Source organism: Frondihabitans sp. 762G35 (assembly GCF_002074055.1).
Classification (GTDB): Bacteria; Actinomycetota; Actinomycetes; order Actinomycetales; family Microbacteriaceae; genus Frondihabitans.
This window is the reverse complement of record NZ_CP014619.1, coordinates 1,249,158-1,268,678: the sequence shown is the minus strand read 5'-3', so window position 1 is coordinate 1,268,678 and position 19,521 is coordinate 1,249,158. Positions and strand designations below refer to the sequence as shown.

Below are 19,521 nucleotides of genomic sequence, written 5' to 3'. Positions count from 1 at the left end.
CGCGTCGCCGTCCGGGCGGGTCGTCGGGGAACTCCGGCAATCCGTCCGGCCGGCGACTCCGAACACCCGTCACCACTCCGATCACTTCCAAAGGGGCTTCATGACCGAGTCGACACTCCCGGCCGACGACCTCTGCCAGCGCGTCGCGTCGGCCGTGGCTCCTGCGTACCGCGACGAGAGCCACCGGGAGCGCGTCATCAGCCTCCTGACGACGGCCCTCGTGATGGTGGCCGGGGCGGGCACGTTCGCCTTCGGGCAAATGCTCGTCACCCTCGGCTAGCGCCTGCACCTGCCGCTGCACCCGCACACCGCTGCACCCTCGTGTTCGGCGTCCGCGGTGGTCCTAGGACCACTGCGACGCCCGAACACGAGGGTGCAGTGGATTGGAGCTAGAGAACCGACTTCGGGACGCGGTGCAGTGTGACCGCACCGACGGCGTCGAACGGGTGCAGCGGGTCGGGTGCCTCCGAGCCGGTCGGGCCGCCGAGGCGCGAGTGCCCCACCGCGCTCAGCACGGCATAGGCGTCGCCGCGATCCCACGAGTGGTCGTCGACGAGGAACGCGAAGGCGTCCTCGTACCCGCGGCGGATGCTCTCCTGCACCGGGGCGCCGAGGCCGACGAAGATCCACTCGTCGTCGGTCTCGATCCGCGGGGCGCGGAGATCGAGACCCTTCACGAGGTCGACCGAGACCACGGCGACGCCCTCCGCCTCGATCGCCACGAACGACGACTCGCCCTCGGCCATGATCGCGTGGATGTCTCCGATCGCGAGGTAAGCGCCCTCGACCATGACCGGGAGGTACACGGTGGAGCCGACCCGGTTCTCGGTGACGTCCATGTTCCCGCCCTGCGGGTACGCGGGCATGATGGTCGAGTTCGCGCCCTCCGCAGGTGCCGTGCCCATGCACCCGATCATCGGCTGCGGCGCGAAGACGTGCCGCTCGGTGACGTGCACGCCGTCGGCGTCGATGGGGACGCGCCGCGTGAACATCTCATCGCCCATCACGTGCTGCAGGGCCCCGGAGCCCGGGAGGCTGACCGACCAGCCGTACTCCTTGAGCCGGATCTCGTGCACGGTGACCGCGAGGGCGTCCCCGGGCTCCGCGCCCTCGACGTAGACCGGACCCGTGACGGGGTTGATCTGAGCCTGGAGCTTTGCCATGTCGTGGTGCCCGTGGAGCTCCTCGTACACGGCGTCGCTCGTCTCGAACCCGATTCGCTCGCCCGTTCCCGGCAGGATGCGGAGCACCGGCTCGTCGGGGGCCGAGAACCCGGGTCTCCCGAGCTCCTTGCCGAGGAAGTGGTCGAGGCCGGCCGCGTGGTCGCTCACGCTTCTTCTCCGACGACGGTCTTCCGGCCGGTGAGCCGGTAGTAGAGGAAGACGCCGGCGCCGAGGATCAGCCAGACGACCCCGCCGATCTTCGCCTGCGGAGCCGCGTTCAGCAGCACGTAGCCGATGATCAGGAACCCGATGACGGGGACGACCAGGTGGAGCAGGAGGTTCCGCGACTTCTTGCGGACGACGTAGTGGACGATCACGGAGAGGTGCAGCAGCATGAACCCGAAGAGCGCACCGAAGTTGACCAGCGACGAGATCAGGTCGATCTGGCCGACGAAACCGATGACCAGGATCGCGGACAGGCCGGACACGACGAGGATCGCGGCCTGCGGCACCTGGCGCTTGTTGATGACGGAGAGGAACCTCGGCAGCTGGCGGTCGCGGCTCATCGAGTAGAGCAGGCGCGAGGTCGCCGCCTGGGCGGCCATGGCGTTCGCGATGCCGACGGCGAGGACGTTGACGACGAAGAATGCGGTCGACCAGCCGCTCGACGAGGCCTGCTGCACGATCGTGAAGAACGCGTTTCCGGCCTCGGAGTCGGGGAACGACGAGCGCCCGGCAGCGAGCGCCGACGCGAGCCAGGTCTGGAGGACGAAGCAGAACGCGACGATGAAGAGCGCGATGATCATCGCCTTGCCGGCGCCGTTGCGCTTGCCGGTCGACTCCTCGGCCATCGTGGAGATGCCGTCGAAGCCGAGGAAGCTGAGCACGGCGATCGAGAGGGCGGAGGCGATCAGCGGCGCCGTCACCTTGCTCGAGTCCCAGACGGGAGCGGTCGTGAACTCGGCCCCGGGAACGGTGCCGTTGTTGAGGGCCACGACCGCGATGATGACGAAGATGACGATGAAGACGACCTCGATCGCGAGGAACACGCGGTTCATGAGCTTCAGCGACTGCACGCCCAGGAGGTTGATGACCGTGTTGATGGCGACGAAGATGAGCGCCCACATCCAGCGGGCCGTGCCGGGGAAGATGCCGATCATCGACTCGGCCGCGAACACGTAGAGCAGGGTCGGCACGAGGAGGTAGTCGAGCAGGATCGCCCAGCCGGCGAAGAAGCCGGCGATGGGGTGGATCCCTCGGCCGACGTAGGAGAAGACCGAGCCCGCGAGCGGGATCGACTTCGCCATCTGCGAGTACGCCAGCGCGGTGAAGATCATGGCGACGAGGCCCACGAGGTAGACCAGGGGCACCATGCCCTGCGAGGCATTGAAGACGGTGCCGAAGATCGCCCAGGGGGCGATCGGCACCATGAAGATGAGGCCGTAGATCAGGAGGTCGGCGGTGGAGACGGAGCGCTTCAGCTCCTGCTTGTAGCCGAAGCTCTCGAGCTGCTCCTGGTTCGACAGCTCGCCCGACGCGGGCTGACCTGCGCCTGTCGTGGACTCTTCGCGGAGGGTCATGGGTCTTCCTTCGGGTGTGGTGGGGGTGGGGAGTGCGGTGGGGACGCGGGAGGGAGGGGCGGGATCAGGCGGTGGCGTCGTTCCGGGCGAGAAACCCGGAGATGACGTCGCGGAAGGCTTCGGGCTGCTCGAGGTGCGTGCAGTGGCTGGCGCCCGGGAAGACGTGGGAGGTGGCTCCTGCGATCCCGTCGACGAAGGGCTGCCAGGTGGCGGGCGTGGCCTCGTCGAACTCGCCGGCGACGACGAGGGTCGGCGCGGTGACCTCGCCGAGGCGGTCGACGATGGTCCAGTCGCGCATGGTCCCGATCACGTGGAACTCGTTCGGGCCGTTCATCGTGTGGTAGACCGTCGGCTCGTGCTCCATCTGCGCCTCGCTGTCGGCGAAGTCCTGCGGCGTGGGGGTGATCCTGCAGACGTGGCGCTCGTAGAAGACGGCGGTCGCCGCGAGGTACTCCGGGTCGTCGGTGGTTCCGGCGCTCTCGTGACGGTCGAGCGCCTCCTGCGTCTCGGCGGGCAGCGCGGAACGGAGCTCGGCGGCCCCCTCGACCCAGAGCTGCATCGACGCGGGCGAGTTGCAGATGGCGAGCGAGCGGAGGCCGACAGGGCGGGTGACGGCGATCTCGGCCCCGAGCATCCCGCCCCAGGACTGCCCGAGCACGTGGTACTCGGCGAACCCGAGGTGCTCCACGAGGGCGGCGAACTCCTCGACGAAGAGGTCGGCGTTCCAGAACGACGCGGGAGCCTCGGGCCGGTGCGTGCTGCGACCGCAGCCGAACTGGTCGTAGTGCACGACCGTCCGGCCGGTCTCGTCGGCGAGGGCGGCGAGGTTCTTGACGTAGTCGTGGGCCATGCCCGGACCGCCGTGCAGGACGATCAGGGGCAGAGCGCCGGGGGTCGGGGTCTCGGGTTCGGTGACGCGCAGCCAGGTCTCACCCTCGTGGAACGGCATCGTGTCTTCGGTGACGATTGACATGGCGAGAGTGTGGACCACGGAAAGGTCTCATGACAAGACCATTCTTCGTGTCTTAACGTGGGTGTAACACGAAGGGCGGGGTGAGGTGACTTCAGAGGCGACTTCCGGGGCGAGCGAGTCGGAGACGGCGCTCGGCGCGCTGGGCGGCGGCGCGCTAAGGAGGCCGCTCGCCACCACCTCCCGGGTCGACGACCTGACCGACCGCCTCGTCACGGCCATCGCGATCGGCGAGTACCTGCCCGGGTCGCGGCTCCCGACCGAACGCGAGCTCGCGGCCTCCCTCGGCGCCGGGCGGATGACGGTGCGCGCCGCCCTGGCGCGCCTCGTCGAGCGGGGGCTCCTCGAGACCCAGCGGGGGCGCGGCGGCGGGTCGTTCGTGCGCGCGCAGTGGCCGGTGTCGTCGACCGACTCCGTCCAGCGCACCCTGTCGGCGCGGTGGGCGTCCCTCCGCGACACCTGCGAGGCGATCAGCCGCCTGCACGGGACGATCGCGAGGGCCGCCGCCGAGAACCGTACGCCGGCCGACGTCGACGACCTCGAGGGTCGGCTGGAGGCGTTCCGTGGAGCGGAGTCGGGCCTCGCGAAGCAGCGGGCCGACTCGCTCCTGCACGTGGCGATCGCCACCGCGGCACGGAACGACACGCTCCGCGACGTCCTGCTCGATCTCGAGTCGCGCATCAGCATGACCGCTCCCGCCCACCTCTGGGGCGAACCGGAGGGCATGGCGGCCATGGAGGCCCGCGCGCTCCGCGAGCACGAGGCCCTCGTCGGCGCCATCGTGCATGGCCTCCCCGACGACGCCGGCTCCATCGCCCGCGAGCACGCGAAGATCGACTTCGAGCTGCTCGAGGCGGCGCTCACCCGCTCCGCCCTCGAGGGCCCTGGCCGCTAGACCCTCGCGCTCGGCTGCGGCGGTGGTCCTAGGCGGGGTGCGACGGCCGAGCGCGAGGGTCTAGCGGGTGCGGAGCAGGCCGGTCTAGCGGGTGCGGAGCGACACCCGCGGCCTCGAGGTCCGCGCCGTCAGCCAGCCGCCGAGGGCGATCAGCAGCGGCATCGCCAGCGCGGTCGCCGCGAGCTGCAGCCACGGCGGGTCGAACGGGACGAATCCGTGCGTCACGCCGGGGGGATGCAGCCCGAGCGCGAACGCCGGCACGAGGCCCAACGCGACCCCGATCACCGCACCGAGCCCGGCGATGATGATCCCCTGCCAGAATCCGAACGACCGCAGGATCCGCGGCGGCGACCCGAGCGCCGCGAGCGTCTCGTCGTCCCGACGTCCGTCGGCCCGGGCCAGCGCGATCGCGACGATCGACGCCCCCAGCGCGATCACCGTGGTGAGACCGAGGAGCGCCCACGACCAGTTCGCGGCGGACCGGTCGGGACCCGTCTCGTAGCCGGCGTAGAGTCCCGGGTCGACGACCTGGAGGGCGGCGGCGAGCTGATCCTGCTTCGCCTGCGCGACCCCGGTGCCCACCTGGTCGATGACGACGGTCGCCCGGTACGGGATCCCCAGCGACCGGGCCGTCTCCGGCAGGAGGAAGAGCCCGAAGTCCGGTGCCCGGACGGGTCGCTGCAGCGCGGTGTTGACCTGGACGGTCCGGAGCGACTCGGCCTTCGAGAAGTCGAGATCCTCCCTGGAGGCGAACGTGTCGATGGTCAGGCGCCCGCCCGAGGCGTAGATCGGCGATGTGGCGACCGCTCCGCCCGAGGCCAGCATCGCTCGCGCCTCGGCCGTGACGGGGGCGTCGAGGAGCGTGGCCAGATCGTCGACCGAGCCCACGACGATGTGGTCGCCGTTCGTCAGACCGTCGCCGCTCGTCTGGCCGGGTTCGACCCCTCGGAGCCGCGGCGCCGCGAACGTCGTGGACGGGTCCGCGTCGGGCGACGCCGACGGAGACGTCGAGACGATGCGGGCCGTGGTGCCGGGGAACGTCGACTGGAGGACCGACGCGACCCTCTCGCCCCGGTCGGCGTCGACCCTGGGGGCCCCCGTCGCGTCGTAGAGCGTCAGCCCCACCTGCACCTGGCCGAGCGGCGCGGACCAGAAATGGTCGCGGATCCCCATGGCCTGGCTCCCGGCGAGCAGGCACATGCTGAACGCCGAGACGAAGACCGTGCTCATGATCGCGGCGATGGCGGGGACCGTCCGCGACGGGTTGCGGGAGGCGTCGCGCGAACCGAGCCGGGCTCCCGCTCCGAGCCTCGAGAAGGCCGCCATCACCCAGCGCAGGAGCAGCGGCGCGATCAGGATCGCCCCGATCTGCATCGTGATCGGTCCCGCGATGAGGAGCCCGATGCCCGTGTTCGTCACCGCCTGCGGAGTGTCGGCCGTCTGTCGGCTGGCGATGATGACGATCCCCCCGGCCAGGGAGAGGACCGACCCCGCAGCCACTACGAACACTCCGACGAAGGGCCGGCGGAACGACGGCCTCGGGGGTCGCTGCGCGCCGCGGATCGCCGCGACGATGTCGACCCGGGAGGCCGCCCGGGCGGGGAACGCCGCCGCGAGGAGGCCCGAGACGACGGCCGCCAGGACGATGCCGGACAGCCCGAGCAGATCGACGCGGAACGCCGGGTACTGCGCCGCCCGCCCTCCGCTGATCAGCGGTTCGCCGAGGGCAGCCAGGACGATGCCGAGCCCCGATCCGAGGAGTCCGCCGAGGAGCCCCAGCACGGCACCCTCCGTCGTCATGACGGCGAAGATCGTCCGCCGGTCGGCGCCCACGCTGCTGAGAACCGCGAGACTCCGCTGGCGGTGGCGGGCACCGACGGCGAAGGCTGCTCCGGCGAGGAGGCAGACCTCGAACAGGGCGAACGCGCCCAGAAGCGCGACCGAAAGGATAAGCGTCACGTCGGGGCCCGAGCCGTTGTCGCTCCGTGGCGCCTCCGACGCCGACGGCGGATCGAGGACGACCGCGCGGGAGAGGGCCACGATGCCCTGCGCGTTCAGCTTCTTCACGTCGGGCCAGGTGAGCACCGTGCTCGGGAGGTAGAACTTCGACGACGACAGCGCATCCTGCGCCGAGACGCCGCCGAAGGCACCGTCCCGCCCGTAGAGGACGGATTCGGAATCGCCGACGTCGGCGTCCCGGAGAACTCCGACCACCCGGACGGTCTCCGCGCGGGGCGCCTGGATCGCGACCGTCGCTCCGAGAGAGACGCCGAGGCGGACGAGCGCTCCGGGGCTGACGAGGATCTCGCCGGCAGCGTTCGGGGCACGCCCGTCGACCAGGGTGAACTTCCCGACGAGGCGCCTGTCCCACGCCGACCCCTCGAAGGCCGAGAGCGAGCCGATGCCGCCGGCCGTCTTCGCCACCACGGTGGTCTGGGTGACCCGCAGGATCTCGGTGCCCTTCGGGAGGACGTCCGCCGGGTCGCGGCTCTCCCCCGTCGGGTCGCCGCTTTGGACGGTGTCGTCGGTGAGGGGATCCTGCCGGAGCTGGGGATCCGGCGCCGAGACGACCTGCAGCCGGGCCTCCGACCGCCCGAGCTGCAGCCGCACCGTGTCGGCCGGCGAGGCCGTGCGGCTGGCCTGCACCGTGTCGATGCCCGCGAGACCGATGATCGGCAGGGCGATCAACAGAACCACGAGGACGCTGCGTCCCCGCGACTGCCACGCCATCCGCCGGGCGAGCCGGATCGCGACCGTGACCGCCTGGCGGCCGCCGCGCAGCGCTGAGCGGCGGCCCGCGGGCCTCCCCTCGGCGCGTCCCCCGCGCGACGGCCGCTCCCCCCGGCGCGTCACCGCCCTGCCCCCTCGAGCAGCGATGACGCGGTGTCCCTCTGCGACTGGTCGACGATGCGGCCGTCGCGGAGGAAGACGATGCGATCCGCCCAGGCGGCGTGCCGGGCGTCATGGGTGACCAGGATGCCGCCGGCCCCGGCGTCGACGCGGGAGCGCAGCATCCGGAGGACCACCTCCCCCGTCGTCGAGTCGAGGGCCCCGGTCGGCTCGTCGGCCAGGATGAGCGCCCGGCCGCCGACGACGGCGCGCGCGATCGCGACGCGCTGCTGCTGGCCGCCCGAGAGGTCGGCCGGGTAGCGGTCGGCCCGGTCGGCGAGCTCGACGAGGGCGAGGGCGTCGAGGGCGGGGCGGCGGGCCCGTCGGAGGGGAAGCCCGTCGAGCTCGAGGGGCAGCGCCACGTTCTCGATCGCGGTGAGACTGGGCACCAGGTTGAAGTCCTGGAAGACGAAGCCGAGGCTCCTGCGCCGGAGGGCCGCGGTGTCTCGCATCGAGAGCTGGCTCAGCCAGTGGCCCTCGACGATCACCTCACCGCTCGTGGGCGTCGTGAGCCCCCCGGCGACGGTGAGGAGAGTCGATTTACCGGACCCGGAGGCGCCCATCACGGCCACGAGCTCGCCGCGCGTCACCGTCAGGTCGACCCCGGAGAGCGCCGTGACGCTCGTCTCGCCACGGCCGTACTGCATCGAGACGCCGTCGAGCCGGAGCAGCTCGTCGCCGATCACGACTCCACCCCCGTCGGTGCGGCGGCCGGCCGGCCCCGTTTCGGCAGGGTGGCGTCGATGGCCACGGGCGAGGCGACCCCCGCGGCGCGCGCCTGCACGAGGCGGGTCTCCGAGTGGTCCAGCCAGCGGACCTCGGCCTCGGCCGCGAAGATCATCGAGTCGACGACGAGCTGCCAGGAGAGGTCTTCGGCCGAGGTCGGCTCGCCGCTGGCCACCTTCGAGCGGGTGAGCTCCTGCAGCGAACGGAAGGTCGCCCGCCGCTGCACCTGGATGAGCTCGACGATGTCGACCCCGGGCAGCGTCACGGCGATGGCCAGCTTCATCGCCAGCTCGTCGCGCGGAGCGGCGGTGCTGCGCTCGACCGGCGAGGTCAGCCAGCCGGTGACCTCGGCGTGGCCCGCCGCGGTGATGCGGTAGTAGACGTGATCGCCGGAGGAGGCGTCGTCTCGTTCGACGAGGCCGTCGCGCTCGAGCCGGTCGAGCGTCGTGTAGATCTGGCCGATGTTCAACGGCCAGGTGGAACCGGTCCGCCGCTCGAACTCGGAGCGGAGCTGATAGCCGTAGCACGCCCCCTGATCGAGAATGGCGAGAAAGCTCTGACGAATCGACATGCGACCCCCGCATCTGCCGGCCACCGTGGCCTGCCTACCCAGTATTGCATACTCGGTAACCCGCGTGCGGCATCCGCTGCACCCGTGTGTTCGGCTGCGGCGGTGGTCCTAGGACCACCGCGACGGCCGAACACGAGGGTGCAGCGGGCGGCGCTAGCCGAAGGCGGGGGCAGGAGCCACGGCGGGAACCCGCACGCGGACGGTGAACGCCTTCTTCAGGCCCCGGCCGATCTTCTTCATCCGGCCGTTGAACCAGTCGTCGTCGTCGGAGTGGTTCTTGACCTCCACCCAGGACAGGTAGACGGCGAAGGCGAGGCTGAGGGTCGCGAGCGACTGGCCGGTGACGAGGCCGATGACGCCCTGGATCGCGAAGCCGACGTTGACGGTCCAGCTCAGGATGCGACGCTGCGTCAGAAGTACGTACCGCTCCCGCGAGCCGAGGACGGCCTGCCGCGCGCGCATGCTGACGATGGTCTCGAGAAGGATCACGGCGAACAGGACCATCGAGAACACGTAGCTCAGAACAACCATGACGGTCCTTTCGCTCGCGCCGGGCGGTCGTGGGCTTCCGGGTATTGTCTCGCGCGATCCTGTGCGCGCACCAGGGACGGAAGCCCCGGGATCAGCTCACGCTGACGGTGACGCCGTCCCAGCCCTCGGCGCCGTTCGGCGCGGGAGCGACAGGGGTGCTCGACTGGGTCACGCCGTCCTTGTTCGTGGCGCGCACCTCGATGCCGTGGCTGCCGGCGGTGGCGTCCCAGCGGTAGACCCACTGCCGCCAGGTGTCGTCGGAGACGGAGTCGGCGAGCGTGGCCTCGACCCAGTCGCCCTCGTCGATCCTGACCTCGACCTTGGCGACGCCCACGTGAGGCTCCCAGGCGACTCCCGCGACGGCGATGGTGCCCGCGCGGAGACTGGCGCCCTGCGTCGGGGTGTCGACCCGCGACTGGAGTTTCACGGGCGCCTTCGCGGAGTAGCCGCGCGTGGTCCAGTACGCGGTGGTCGCCGCGAAGGTCGTGACCTCGAGCGACACCACCCACTTCGTGGCCGACACGTAGCCGTAGAGACCCGGGACCACGAGGCGCGCCGGGAAGCCGTGCTGGAGCGGGAGCGGCTGGCCGTTCATGCCGACGGCGAGGAGGGCATCGGTCCCGGCATCCTGCAGGACCGAGAGCGGGGTCGACGCCGTGAACCCGTCGATGCTCCGCGAGAGCACCATGTCGGCTCCGGCTCGGGGCTTCGCCTCCGCCAGGAGGTCGCGGATCGGGTAGCCGAGCCAGAGGGCGTTGCCGACGAGGTCGCCGCCCACCTCGTTCGAGACGCAGCTGAGAGTGGCCATGTGCTCGACCAGCGGCTTGGCGAGGAGCTGGTCGAAGGTCAGCGAGACCTTCTTCTCGACCATGCCGGTGATCTCGAGCGTCCAGGAGGAGGGGTCGATCTGCGGGATGGAGAGGGCCGTGTCGATCCGGTAGAAGTCGCTCGTCGGCGTCACGTAGGGGGTGATGCCCGCCACGTCGAGCGAGGCGCCCGAGGGGACGGCCTCCTCGGCGACCGCCGCGCGCGGGAGCCGGATCCTCGCCCGGAGGGCAGCGGCGTTGACCTGGGCGGCCTGGATCACCCGCGCGCCGGCCCCGAGAACCACCGCGGCCGCGGCGGCGACCCCGGCGAGGCGCAGGAAGTCGCGTCGCTCGAGCCCCGGCGAGCGCAGAGCGGGGACCGCCGGACCCCCTCCCGACGTCGCCCGCTCCCAGCGCTGCAGCCGCTGCGCGAGCCGCCCCAGCACGAGGACCGCGACCACCGTTCCGACGAGGGCCGGGATCGACTGGAGTTCGCTGGCGTCCGACCGCGTGACGACCGCTGCGACCGCGAGGACGCCGCCGAGCAGGAAGATCGAGCGCCCCCACGCCGACCGCCGGTGCTCCAGCAGCCCGGCCAGCCCGGTGATGATGACCAGCAGGATGCCCATCAGGACGAACAGCGCGGCCTTGTCGCCCACGCCGAACAGCGCGACCATCACCTGCTTGGCTCCCGGCGGCGCGAGATCGATCACGGCCGAGCCGACCGCGGTCAACGGGCTCGACGCGGCGCCGAAGAAGAGGGCTGCGACCTCGGCCGAGCCGAGGAACGCCAGCAGCGCGACGATCCCGGTCGCCGCGGCCCACAGCCGGACGCGCGGCCTCGGCGCAGGGGTGGCCGCGGCCTCGTCGACGGGGGTCTCGCGAAGCGTCATGGTGCGAGGTTACGTCCTGAACCACGGCGAATCCTGGGGCACCCCCTCCGGCCTAAGATCGAGGGAACGGGGAGGAGCAGCGTGCCGGGTCGCACCACGATCGTCGACGTCGCGCGAGCGGCCGGCGTCAGCAAGGGTGCCGCGTCGCACGCCCTCAACGGGCGCCGGGGCGTCTCCGAGGAGACCCGCGAGCGTGTCAAGGCCGCCGCGGCGGCCCTCGGCTGGTCGCCGAACGGGGTGGCGCGGGCCCTCTCGGGCGCCCGGGCCGGAGCCGTCGGCTGGGCGATCCTGAAGAGCGGCAAGTCCGCGTCGGTCGATCCCTACTTCACGGAGCTCTTCGCCGGCATCGAGCTGGAACTCGCGCAGACGGACCTCGCCCTGGTCGTGAAGCTCGTCGGCGACCGCGAGGAGGAGGAGCTCCTCTACCGCCGCTGGGCCTCGGAGCGCCGCGTCGACGGGGTGCTCCTGACCGAGTTCGACGCGGGCGACCGGCGCCTCGACCTCCTCCGCGACCTCGAGCTGCCCGTGGCGGCGATGAGCAACTTCGTCGGCGGCGACCCCGGACGAGGCGCCGTCCCCGCCGTGTGGCAGGACGAAGGGTCGGCCGTCGGCACCCTTCTCGACCACGCGTTCGCCGGCGGCCACCGCCGGATCGGCTGGATCACCGGCCCGGGCGACAAGCGGGCCGTGCTCCTGCGGGAGGAGGCGACTCTGGCCTGGGCGGCGCGGACGGGCGCCATCGTGACCACCGTCTACACCGACTACGGCCCCGCGCAGGGGGCCGCCGCCGCCAAGCGCCTGCTGTCGGGCGACTCCGCCCCGACCCTCCTCGTCTTCGACAACGACCGGATGGCGCTCGCGGGGCTGTCGACCTGCCACGAGCTCGGCCTGGGCGTTCCGCGCGACCTCTCGGTCGCCTCCTTCGTCGACAGCGAGCTCTGCGCCATCTCCGTCCCGCCGGTCACCGCCCTGCGCCACGACATCGTCGGCTTCGGCCGGAGCCTCACCCGGCGCCTGCTCGACACGCTCGACGGTCGCGACGAACCCGACGTCGTCCTCCCGGCGCTCGTGCTGGAGGCCCGGGCCAGCATCGGTCCCCCGTCGGATCGTTGACTCGTCCGCGCGGCGCGTGCTACTTTTCCCGGGAAACCGCTAAACCGGTTTAGCAGGGCCTCGAGGGTTCTGATCCGCTCTCGAGGCCCTGCACCCGATCCCGTGTCCTCCGGGTGCAGGACACCCCGGGCACCCGACCTCCGGAGACCCGAGTGACCACCACCCCCGACCCAGACCCCGTCGGCACCGTCAGGGCCTTCCTCGACGTGAACGCCGAAGCGCTGACCCGACTCGTCGACCGGGTCGTCCCCGCCGACGACTTCCCCTCCGCCTCCGAGGCCGGCTCCCTGCGCTACCTCGGGCGCCTCCTCGCCGAGCGCCCGGACTGGACCGCCCGCGTCGCCGCCCTGCTGGACGAGGCCGACCCCGCGTCGAGCACCGACTGGAACTGGTTCGCCGGGATCGTCTCCGCGGGCTACTACGCCGACCCCGCGAACGGCGGCAACGACGACGCCGCCTCGTGGCGCATGATCGGGTGGCGCCCCGGCCCCGCGGGCGGTTGGCCCGCCGGCACGCCCGTCGCCCCCGCTCCGCGGACCGTCGTCGGCCCGCAGGATCTGGTCTCCCGCTACGACGCGATCGTCATCGGCTCGGGCGCCGGCGGAGGCGTCGCCGCGTGCGGCCTCGCCGAGGCCGGGCGGCGCGTCCTCGTCGTGGAGGCCGGGTCGTGGCCCGACACGGCGATCCTCGCGACCGACCAGCTCCGCAACCCCCGCTCCGACTGGGGCGTCGCCCCGCTGTCCGGCCCCCGGGCCGACGGAAACCCGCGCGTGCTCGACGACGGACGGACCCGCGTGGTCCTCCACTCGACCGAGGGCGGCTGGAGCAACAACGCCCAGACGGCCGGGGGCGGCACGCGCGTCTACGGGGCGCAGGCGTGGCGCTTCACGCCCGAGGACTTCCGGATGGCGTCGACCTACGGAACGCCCGACGACAGCTCCCTGGCCGACTGGCCGATCTCCTACGACGACCTCGAGCCGTACTACTCGCGCGCCGAGTGGGAGGTCGGCGTCAGCGGCTCGCCGCACGAGCCCAACGCCGGTCCCCGGTCGAGGCCCTACCCGATGCCTCCGCTCCCCGCGGGACGGCAGCGCGATCGCCTCGCCGACGCCGCCGCGTCGCTCGGCTGGTCGACCGTCTCCGTGCCCCTGCTCATCAACTCCACGCCGTACCTCGGCCGGGGCTCCTGCGCGCAGTGCTCGATGTGCGTCGGCTTCGCCTGCCCCGTCGACGCCAAGAACGGCAGTCAGAACACGCTCCTCACCAGGGCCTTCGAGACCGGGCTCTGCTCGATCGTCCTCGAGACGCGGGCGGCGCGGCTCCGCACCGACGGAGCCGGCCGGATCGTGGGGGCGACGCTCGTCGGCTCCGTGGACGGGGTCGCGTGGCAGAGCGACGTCGACGCGGACGAGGTCGTGGTCGCGGCCGGGGCGATCGAGTCGGCGCGGCTCCTGCTCAACAGCCGGAGCGACCGAGAGCCGCAGGGCGTCGGGAACAACCGCGACCAGGTCGGGCGCCACCTGCAGGGGCACGTCTACGGCGGCGCCACCGCGGTCTTCGACGAGGAGATCGAGGAGCTGATCGGGCCCGGGCCGTCGATCGCCACGACCGACTTCCGGCACGGCAACGAGGGGCTCGCGGGCGGCGGCATGATCGCCAACGAGTTCGTGCCCCTCCCGGCCAACACGTACCGCTACCTCACGTCGGCCGGGCTCCTGCCGGTCTCGGGGCTCGTCGCCAAGCAGGGGATGCGCGACCTCGCCCGGCGGATGATCCGGCTGATGGGACCGATCCAGGAGCTGACCTCCGCGGAGTCGCGCGTCCGGGTCGACCCCGGGGTGGTGGACGCCACGGGGGTCCCGGTCGCGCACCTGAGCGGTTCGCTCCTCCCCCAGGACGTCGCGGCGCGGGACTTCCTCAGCGCCCGGAGCGCCGAGTGGCTCCGAGCCGCCGGCGCCCGTGCCGTCGTCCCCGTGGGCGCGCCCTCGGCGAGCGCCCCGGGCACCGGCCAGAACACCGGTCAGGGCGGCGGCCCGAGCGGCGGCCAGCACCAGGCCGGCACCTGCCGCATGGGCACCGACCCCGCGACCAGCGTCGTCGACCCGCTGGGCCGGGTCTGGGGCCACGACAACCTGCGCATCGCCGACGCCTCGGTCCACGTCACGAACGGCGGCGTGAACCCGGTGCTCACCGTCTTCGCGACGGCCCTCCGCACGATCGAGGACATGGCGGGCGGCTGGCGCGCGGTCTGAGGAGCGCGCGTCCCGCCCGGCCGGATCGGCCACCGCCGACCCGCCGCGTCACCGCGTACCTCACCGCGCGTCGTCCGCCGCGCCCCGGCGCTCGCGGAACGCCACCATGTTCATCCTGTTGCCGCAGCGCACACTGCAGAAGCGCTTCGAGGAGTTCCGCGACAGGTCGACGAAAATTCCCGCGCAGTCCGGCGCCGCGCAGCTCCGCAGCCGGCCGAGCTCGTCGGACCGGATCACGTCGACGAGGGCCAGGGCCACCTCGACGCGGATGCGGACGGCGAGCGGGGCCTCCTGCGACACGGCGTGGATGTGCCAGTCGTGGCGGTCGTGCCGGATGAGCTGCGGAAGGGCCCGGGCCTCGCGGAGGAGCACGTTGATCTCGTCGACCAGCGGATCGCGCTCCAGCCCCCAGAGCCGCCGGATCTCCTCCCGGACCGACAGCACCTGGCGGAGCTCGCCGTCGTCGCGATCGAAGCGGCCCGAGAACCCCTGCGCGTCGAGGAACCCTCGCAGGGCGGCAGGATCCGGCAGCTCGTCGACCCCGCTCGCGGTCGCCTCGGGAACGGTGTTGGCCAGGGCGACGGCGAACGCCAGGCTTTCGTCGACGTCAGGGGCGAAATGCAAATTGACTCCTTACTCGCGACCACACTAGCGTCAGGAGCGTCTCGTCTCGACACCCCTTCCCCAGGAGCTCCCCGTGCGCCGTTCCTCCGCCTCCCGAGGCCTCGTCGTCGCCGTCGTCGCGGCGTTCACCTTCGGCACCTCGGGCGCGCTCGTCAAGCCGCTGCTGGAGTCCGGCTGGAGCCCCGCGGCAGCGGTCACCCTCCGCGCCCTCGTGGGCGGGATCGTCCTGATGCCCATCGCCCTGCTGTCGCTCCGCGGCCGGTGGGACGCCCTCTGGCGCGGCCGGTACCGGGTCGCCGCGATGGGCCTCGTCGGGGTGGCCGCCACGCAGCTCGCCTACTTCGGCGCCCTCCAGCGGATCCCCGTCGGGACCGCGATCCTGCTGGAGTACATGGCCCCGATCCTGCTCGTGGCCGTCGCATGGGCCCTGTCGCGCAGGAGGCCCGAGCTGGTGATCCTCGCCGGCAGCGTCGTCGCCGTCCTCGGCCTCGTCCTCGTGGTCGCTCCCGCCAGGGGTGCGACGCTCGACGCCCTCGGGCTGCTGCTCGGCGTCGCCGCGATGGTCGGCTGCGCGTTCTACTACGTGCTCGCCGCTCGGCCGAGCGACGGGCTGCCCCCGGTGGCACTGGCCGCGTTCGGGCTGGTGCTGGGCGGCGCCGCCCTCGGCGTGACGGGGGCCGCGGGCATCCTGCCGTTCACGACGTCGACCCGGGACGTCGCGCTGCTCGGCGCCTCGGCACCGTGGTGGCTGCCGATCCTCCTGGTGGGGATCGTCTCGACCGCCGTGGCGTACACCGCGAACATCACCGCGAGCGAGCTGCTGGGGTCGAGGCTGGCGTCGTTCGCCGGGCTGCTGGAGGTCATCGCGGCGACGCTCTACGCGTGGCTCCTGCTCGGCGAGCGGCTGACCGTGCCGCAGCTCCTCGGCGGAGCGCTCATCCTCGGCGGGATCGTGCTGGTGCGGCTCGCGCGCGGTCGGTCGCTCCCGGTCGAGGCGCCCGGAAGCTCGCCCCTGCCGGAGCACGTGCCGTAGCTCGGACGGCCCGGCGGGGCTACCGTGTCGGCATGGACGCGATCGATCGCTGGCTGAGGGAGTCGGATCCGTCGCTCGCCTGGCAGGTCGAGCGGGATCTCCTCGACGAGCCGGAGGAGGTCTGGCGGGCGACGCGACGCCGCGTCGCCTCCGAGGGCTTCGGGGCCAGGCTCCTCGCTCTGCAGGACGCCGATGGCCAGTGGGCGGGCGGCGCCTTCTTCCCGGCCGGGTTCTTCGACGACGAGGAGGCGCGCGCCGAGCCCGGGCAGCCCTGGACCGCGACGACCTGGAGCCTCAACGCCCTCCGCGAGTGGGGCGTCGACGCGTCGGCCCTCGACGGCACCGCGGAGCGCCTCGCCGCCAGCAGCCGCTGGGAGTACGACGGCTCGCCCTACTGGGGTGGCGAGGTCGACTGCTGCATCAACGCGTCGACGCTGTCGAACGGCCTCTGGCTCGGCGCCGACGTGGAGGGTCTGGCGACCTGGTTCGTGGAGCACCGGCAGGCGGACGGCGGCTGGAACTGCGAGTGGGTCGAGGGGTCGACGAGGTCGTCGTTCCACTCGACGCTGAACGTGCTGCGAGCGCTGCTCGACCACGAGGAGGCGACGGGTGGCACGGCCGCGACCCGGGCCGCGCGGCGAGCCGGCGAGGAGTACCTGCTGGAGCGGCGACTCCTGCGGGGCCTCCGCACCGGCGAGCCGCTCGGTGAGTGGACGACCCGGCTGGCCTCCCCGCAGCGGTGGCGGTTCGACGTCCTGCGGGCCACGGAGTACTTCCGGCGGGCGACGATCCACGACGGCGGCGACCCGGATCCGCGCCTCGCGGAGGCGGTCGAGGCGGTGCGCGCCGCGCGGCACCCCGACGGGACGTGGCATCAGGGGCTGCGTGACCCGGGCCGCGTCTGGTTCGAGGTCGACGTGCCCCCGGGCGAGCCGTCGCCATGGCTGACGTTCTCCGCCCGCCGGGTGCTCCGCTGGACCGACGCCGCCCCCGCGCTCCCCCGCTAGCCCCCGCGCTCCCCCGCTAGCCCCCGCCCCACCCGTGCCCTCCCCCGCACTCCCCCTCCCCGCATTCCCCCCACCCCCTCCGCGAGTGGACAGTTACCGACGCCTCACGCCCGGAAAACGTCGGCAACTGTCCACTCGCCGAAGCGGCCCACCGCTGAGACCCACCCCGCAGCCCCTCCCCGAGTGGACAGTTACCGACGCCTCACGCCCGGAAAACGTCGGCAACTGTCCACTCGCCGCCGGGGTGGGTGGGGTGAGGCGCCGGGCGGGGGCGGGGGCGGAGCGGGCGGGCGGGGCGGGGGCGAGCTGTGCGCGTCAGGGTCGACGACGGAACGAGAAGAACTTGTGCCCGAAGAAACTGATCAGCGTGGTGACCACGACGATCAGCGCCTGCGCGACGAGCGGCACGAGCCCGCCCACCTCGACCAGGAGCGGCAGCGCCAGCGTGTTGACCGCGAGCGACACGACGTAGACGCTGCAGAACCGCAGGAAGTCCACGAGCACACGACCGCTCCCCGCCACCCGGAACGTGTACCGCCGGTGCAGCACGAACGCCAGCACGATGGCGATCGCGTACGAGAGGTACAGGCTCCCGAGGTAGCCGACGACGCGCCCGATCGTCAGCTCGAAGAGGGCGAAGAGGCCGTACCCGACGACGGTGTTGATGCCGCCGACGACCAGGAAGCGGAACCTCTCGTCGGCGACGAGGGCGCGCAGGAGCCGCCTCACGGCAGCAGGCGCCGCATCACGCGACGGGCGGCGCGGGCGGTGTCGGCCGGTGCGGCCGCGCGGGTCGCTGCCGGATGGTGCCCGTCCGGCCGGCGAGCGCCCGGAGGACGCGCGGCGTGAGCGCGAACCACGCGGCGACCATCACGACGACGGAGGCGGCGAAGACGACGACCCCGCTCCATCCGACGCCGTTGTTGCCCGCGTACATGTGGTTGAGGTTGTTGAGCGCCCCCGTGGCGAGGACGAGCGTCACGTGGATCACGATGAACACCGCGAACACGAGCATCGTCCAGTAGTGCACGCGCTTCGTCGCGGCGACGGGGAAGACGCGGTCGAGGGGCCGGAAGCGGGCCGAGAAGCCCGGGGCGAGCCGGATGCCCGTGGCGAGCGCGACCGGCGCGACGACGAACACGATCCCGAAGTAGCTCAGTGTCTGCAGCGCGTTGTAGTTCGACCAGCCGTTCTCGGTCGGCCAGTCGAGGGAGGCGTACTGGAGTGCGGCGGAGAGCGCGTTCGGGACGATGTCCCACCGGGTCGGGACGATGCGCGTCCACTGGGCGGTGGCGAAGATCAGGACGTAGAAGACGACGCCGTTCAGCAGCCAGAGGATGTCGACGGCGATGTGGAACCAGGTCGCGAGCGTGATCCGGACTGGAGCGCCCTTCGTCTTCACGCGGCCGGTGTTGTCCCGGATCCAGAACGTCTCCGGCTTCTTCGTCAGCCGCACCTGCCACCCCGATCGGAGGACGAACAGCATCAGGAACGCGTTCAGCCCGTGCTGCCACCCCAGCCACGCGGGGAACCCGACCGGCGCGAACGAGGGCAGCGCGGACCGCCCCGGGTACGTCTCGAGGAACGCCTGCCCGCCGCCCGACTCGCGGAGAGCCCGGGCCGCGACCACGATCAGCGCGAGCCCCACGACGGCGAGGGGGACGAGCCAGAGCAGCTTCCGATGGCGGGACGGTTCGGTGCCCGCAGGAGCCGCGGGGCGGGTCGCTTCGCTCACGAGGCGCGGTGCGTCGGGGTCGGGGTCGGCCGGGCGGTGAACACCCGACGACGATACCGAAGTTCCCTGCTCGGTACCCGCCGCCGCACGGGCCTCGGCTCAGGCGTCGGCCCCGGTCAGCCGGCGACGTCGACGAGCACCTCGTTGCGGCGCAGGAACCAGGGCTTGTAGGGCGGGTCGAAGCGGGCGAAGCGGGGTGCGGCGAGGGTGGTGAGCCCGGCCGAGGCCACTGCCGCGAGGAGGTCCGCGCAGTGCTCGTCGTAGCGGGCCTGCGTCCACCGGCCCGAGTAGGTGGACGCCGCCACGAGGGCCTCGGGCACCGTGCGGAGGGAGACCTCCGGGTCGGTGGGAACGGGAGCCGTGGCCTCGGTCAGCGTCGCGGGGAGGACGAACGCGACGACGTGGCTCCCGGGATCCTGCCCCGGTGCCTGGACGACCGGCGCCGTCATCTCGATCTTCTCAGAGGCGGGCGCCTGCACGACCGGGGCTGTCATGGCGACCTTCTCGCTCCGGGCGTTCGACCCGCTGATGTAGCCGAACAGGAAGCGGAACGCCCGATTGCCGGCGTCGTCGAAGTCCGCGCTGACGGTGACCTCGGCGACGACGTGCTCCGGGTAGCGGCGCACCTCGAACGAGGGCTCCTCGCGGACGACGGTGTAGGGCTGCTGCTCGGTCATGGTGCGGAGGCTACGCCGGGTCGCTGTGCGGCCGCGGCGGGGCGGGCGGCGGACAC

General features: G+C 72.4%; 18 protein-coding genes. 6 read left to right on the top strand and 12 right to left on the bottom strand.

The genetic code is table 11. The annotated features are described in order from the left end of the window. Positions 1–100: 100 nt before the first annotated feature. Positions 101–280, top strand: coding sequence for a hypothetical protein (locus tag AS850_RS06135; RefSeq protein WP_119868315.1), 180 nt, complete (start codon positions 101–103; stop codon positions 278–280). Between the two features lie 109 nt (positions 281–389). Here AS850_RS06135 and AS850_RS06130 read toward each other — a convergent pair whose 3' ends face one another. The 3 genes from AS850_RS06130 to AS850_RS06120 all read right to left on the bottom strand — a co-directional run bounded on the left by AS850_RS06130 (position 390) and on the right by AS850_RS06120 (position 3,716). Next, on the bottom strand, positions 390–1,331 hold the full coding sequence (locus AS850_RS06130) for an acetamidase/formamidase family protein (protein WP_119868314.1): 942 nt from the start codon (positions 1,329–1,331) through the stop codon (positions 390–392). Further along, a complete protein-coding gene (locus AS850_RS06125) occupies positions 1,328–2,743 on the bottom strand; it encodes an APC family permease (RefSeq protein WP_119868313.1) in 1,416 nt (471 codons plus the stop codon). The genes AS850_RS06130 and AS850_RS06125 overlap by 4 nt, the downstream gene beginning before the upstream one ends. A gap of 64 nt (positions 2,744–2,807) precedes the next feature. Continuing rightward, a complete protein-coding gene (locus AS850_RS06120) occupies positions 2,808–3,716 on the bottom strand; it encodes a proline iminopeptidase-family hydrolase (RefSeq protein WP_119870166.1) in 909 nt (302 codons plus the stop codon). A gap of 85 nt (positions 3,717–3,801) precedes the next feature. Here AS850_RS06120 and AS850_RS06115 point away from each other — a divergent pair, with 85 nt between their 5' ends. Next, positions 3,802–4,608, top strand: coding sequence for a FadR/GntR family transcriptional regulator (locus AS850_RS06115; protein ID WP_236940849.1), 807 nt, complete (start codon positions 3,802–3,804; stop codon positions 4,606–4,608). An 84-nt stretch (positions 4,609–4,692) separates the two neighbouring features. On the opposite strand, the gene AS850_RS06110 is transcribed toward AS850_RS06115, so the two are convergent. From AS850_RS06110 to AS850_RS06090, 5 genes are all read right to left on the bottom strand, one after another. Continuing rightward, a complete protein-coding gene (locus AS850_RS06110) occupies positions 4,693–7,461 on the bottom strand; it encodes an FtsX-like permease family protein (RefSeq protein ID WP_119868312.1) in 2,769 nt (922 codons plus the stop codon). Next, positions 7,458–8,144, bottom strand: coding sequence for an ABC transporter ATP-binding protein (locus tag AS850_RS06105; RefSeq protein WP_173795215.1), 687 nt, complete (start codon positions 8,142–8,144; stop codon positions 7,458–7,460). Before AS850_RS06105 ends, AS850_RS06110 begins: the two co-directional genes overlap by 4 nt. 35 nt (positions 8,145–8,179) lie before the next feature. Beyond that, the gene (locus AS850_RS06100) at positions 8,180–8,794 is read right to left on the bottom strand and encodes a PadR family transcriptional regulator (protein WP_119868311.1); all 615 of its coding nucleotides are present in this window, start codon (positions 8,792–8,794) and stop codon (positions 8,180–8,182) included. A gap of 153 nt (positions 8,795–8,947) precedes the next feature. Continuing rightward, on the bottom strand, positions 8,948–9,325 hold the full coding sequence (locus AS850_RS06095) for a hypothetical protein (protein ID WP_119868310.1): 378 nt from the start codon (positions 9,323–9,325) through the stop codon (positions 8,948–8,950). A gap of 91 nt (positions 9,326–9,416) precedes the next feature. Continuing rightward, a complete protein-coding gene (locus tag AS850_RS06090; RefSeq protein ID WP_119868309.1) occupies positions 9,417–11,024 on the bottom strand; it encodes a molybdopterin-dependent oxidoreductase in 1,608 nt (535 codons plus the stop codon). Positions 11,025–11,105: 81 nt separating this feature from the next. On the opposite strand from AS850_RS06090, the gene AS850_RS16280 reads away from it, so the two are divergent. Together AS850_RS16280 and AS850_RS06075 are read left to right on the top strand one after the other, a co-directional pair. Continuing rightward, positions 11,106–12,137: a LacI family DNA-binding transcriptional regulator gene (locus AS850_RS16280; RefSeq protein ID WP_164088402.1), complete on the top strand. Its 1,032-nt coding sequence runs from the start codon at positions 11,106–11,108 to the stop codon at positions 12,135–12,137. A gap of 152 nt (positions 12,138–12,289) precedes the next feature. Next, positions 12,290–14,389: a GMC oxidoreductase gene (locus AS850_RS06075; protein WP_236940848.1), complete on the top strand. Its 2,100-nt coding sequence runs from the start codon at positions 12,290–12,292 to the stop codon at positions 14,387–14,389. Positions 14,390–14,449: 60 nt separating this feature from the next. Here AS850_RS06075 and AS850_RS06070 read toward each other — a convergent pair whose 3' ends face one another. Beyond that, entirely contained in the window at positions 14,450–15,013 is a 564-nt protein-coding gene (locus tag AS850_RS06070; RefSeq protein WP_119868308.1) for a CGNR zinc finger domain-containing protein, read from the bottom strand. A gap of 73 nt (positions 15,014–15,086) precedes the next feature. On the opposite strand from AS850_RS06070, the gene AS850_RS06065 reads away from it, so the two are divergent. Together AS850_RS06065 and AS850_RS06060 are read left to right on the top strand one after the other, a co-directional pair. Continuing rightward, positions 15,087–16,046 (top strand): EamA family transporter, encoded by a 960-nt coding sequence (locus tag AS850_RS06065; protein WP_119868307.1) that lies wholly within the window; start codon positions 15,087–15,089, stop codon positions 16,044–16,046. 32 nt (positions 16,047–16,078) lie between these two features. Further along, positions 16,079–17,053: a squalene cyclase gene (locus tag AS850_RS06060; protein WP_119868306.1), complete on the top strand. Its 975-nt coding sequence runs from the start codon at positions 16,079–16,081 to the stop codon at positions 17,051–17,053. A gap of 315 nt (positions 17,054–17,368) precedes the next feature. Here the strand turns inward: AS850_RS06060 and AS850_RS06055 are convergent, their stop codons facing one another. From AS850_RS06055 to AS850_RS06045, 3 genes are all read right to left on the bottom strand, one after another. Continuing rightward, complete coding sequence (locus AS850_RS06055; protein WP_119868305.1) at positions 17,369–17,782, bottom strand: GtrA family protein; 414 nt, start codon at positions 17,780–17,782, stop codon at positions 17,369–17,371. Positions 17,783–17,798: 16 nt separating this feature from the next. After that, the gene (locus AS850_RS06050; RefSeq protein WP_119868304.1) at positions 17,799–18,788 is read right to left on the bottom strand and encodes a cytochrome b/b6 domain-containing protein; all 990 of its coding nucleotides are present in this window, start codon (positions 18,786–18,788) and stop codon (positions 17,799–17,801) included. A 116-nt stretch (positions 18,789–18,904) separates the two neighbouring features. After that, positions 18,905–19,465 (bottom strand): SOUL family heme-binding protein, encoded by a 561-nt coding sequence (locus AS850_RS06045; protein WP_119868303.1) that lies wholly within the window; start codon positions 19,463–19,465, stop codon positions 18,905–18,907. Between the last annotated feature and the right edge of the window lie 56 nt (positions 19,466–19,521).

Bases quoted from the DNA above. Each gene is read 5' to 3' on its own strand.
- AS850_RS06135 (WP_119868315.1), top strand. From the start codon at position 101: ATGACCGAGTCGACACTCCCGGCCGACGACCTCTGCCAGCGCGTCGCG.
- AS850_RS06125 (WP_119868313.1), bottom strand. From the start codon at position 2,743: ATGACCCTCCGCGAAGAGTCCACGACAGGCGCAGGTCAGCCCGCGTCG.
- AS850_RS06120 (WP_119870166.1), bottom strand. From the start codon at position 3,716: ATGTCAATCGTCACCGAAGACACGATGCCGTTCCACGAGGGTGAGACC.
- AS850_RS06105 (WP_173795215.1), bottom strand. From the start codon at position 8,144: ATGCAGTACGGCCGTGGCGAGACGAGCGTCACGGCGCTCTCCGGGGTC.
- AS850_RS06100 (WP_119868311.1), bottom strand. From the start codon at position 8,794: ATGTCGATTCGTCAGAGCTTTCTCGCCATTCTCGATCAGGGGGCGTGC.
- AS850_RS06095 (WP_119868310.1), bottom strand. From the start codon at position 9,325: ATGGTTGTTCTGAGCTACGTGTTCTCGATGGTCCTGTTCGCCGTGATC.
- AS850_RS06090 (WP_119868309.1), bottom strand. From the start codon at position 11,024: ATGACGCTTCGCGAGACCCCCGTCGACGAGGCCGCGGCCACCCCTGCG.
- AS850_RS06060 (WP_119868306.1), top strand. From the start codon at position 16,079: ATGGACGCGATCGATCGCTGGCTGAGGGAGTCGGATCCGTCGCTCGCC.
- AS850_RS06045 (WP_119868303.1), bottom strand. From the start codon at position 19,465: ATGACCGAGCAGCAGCCCTACACCGTCGTCCGCGAGGAGCCCTCGTTC.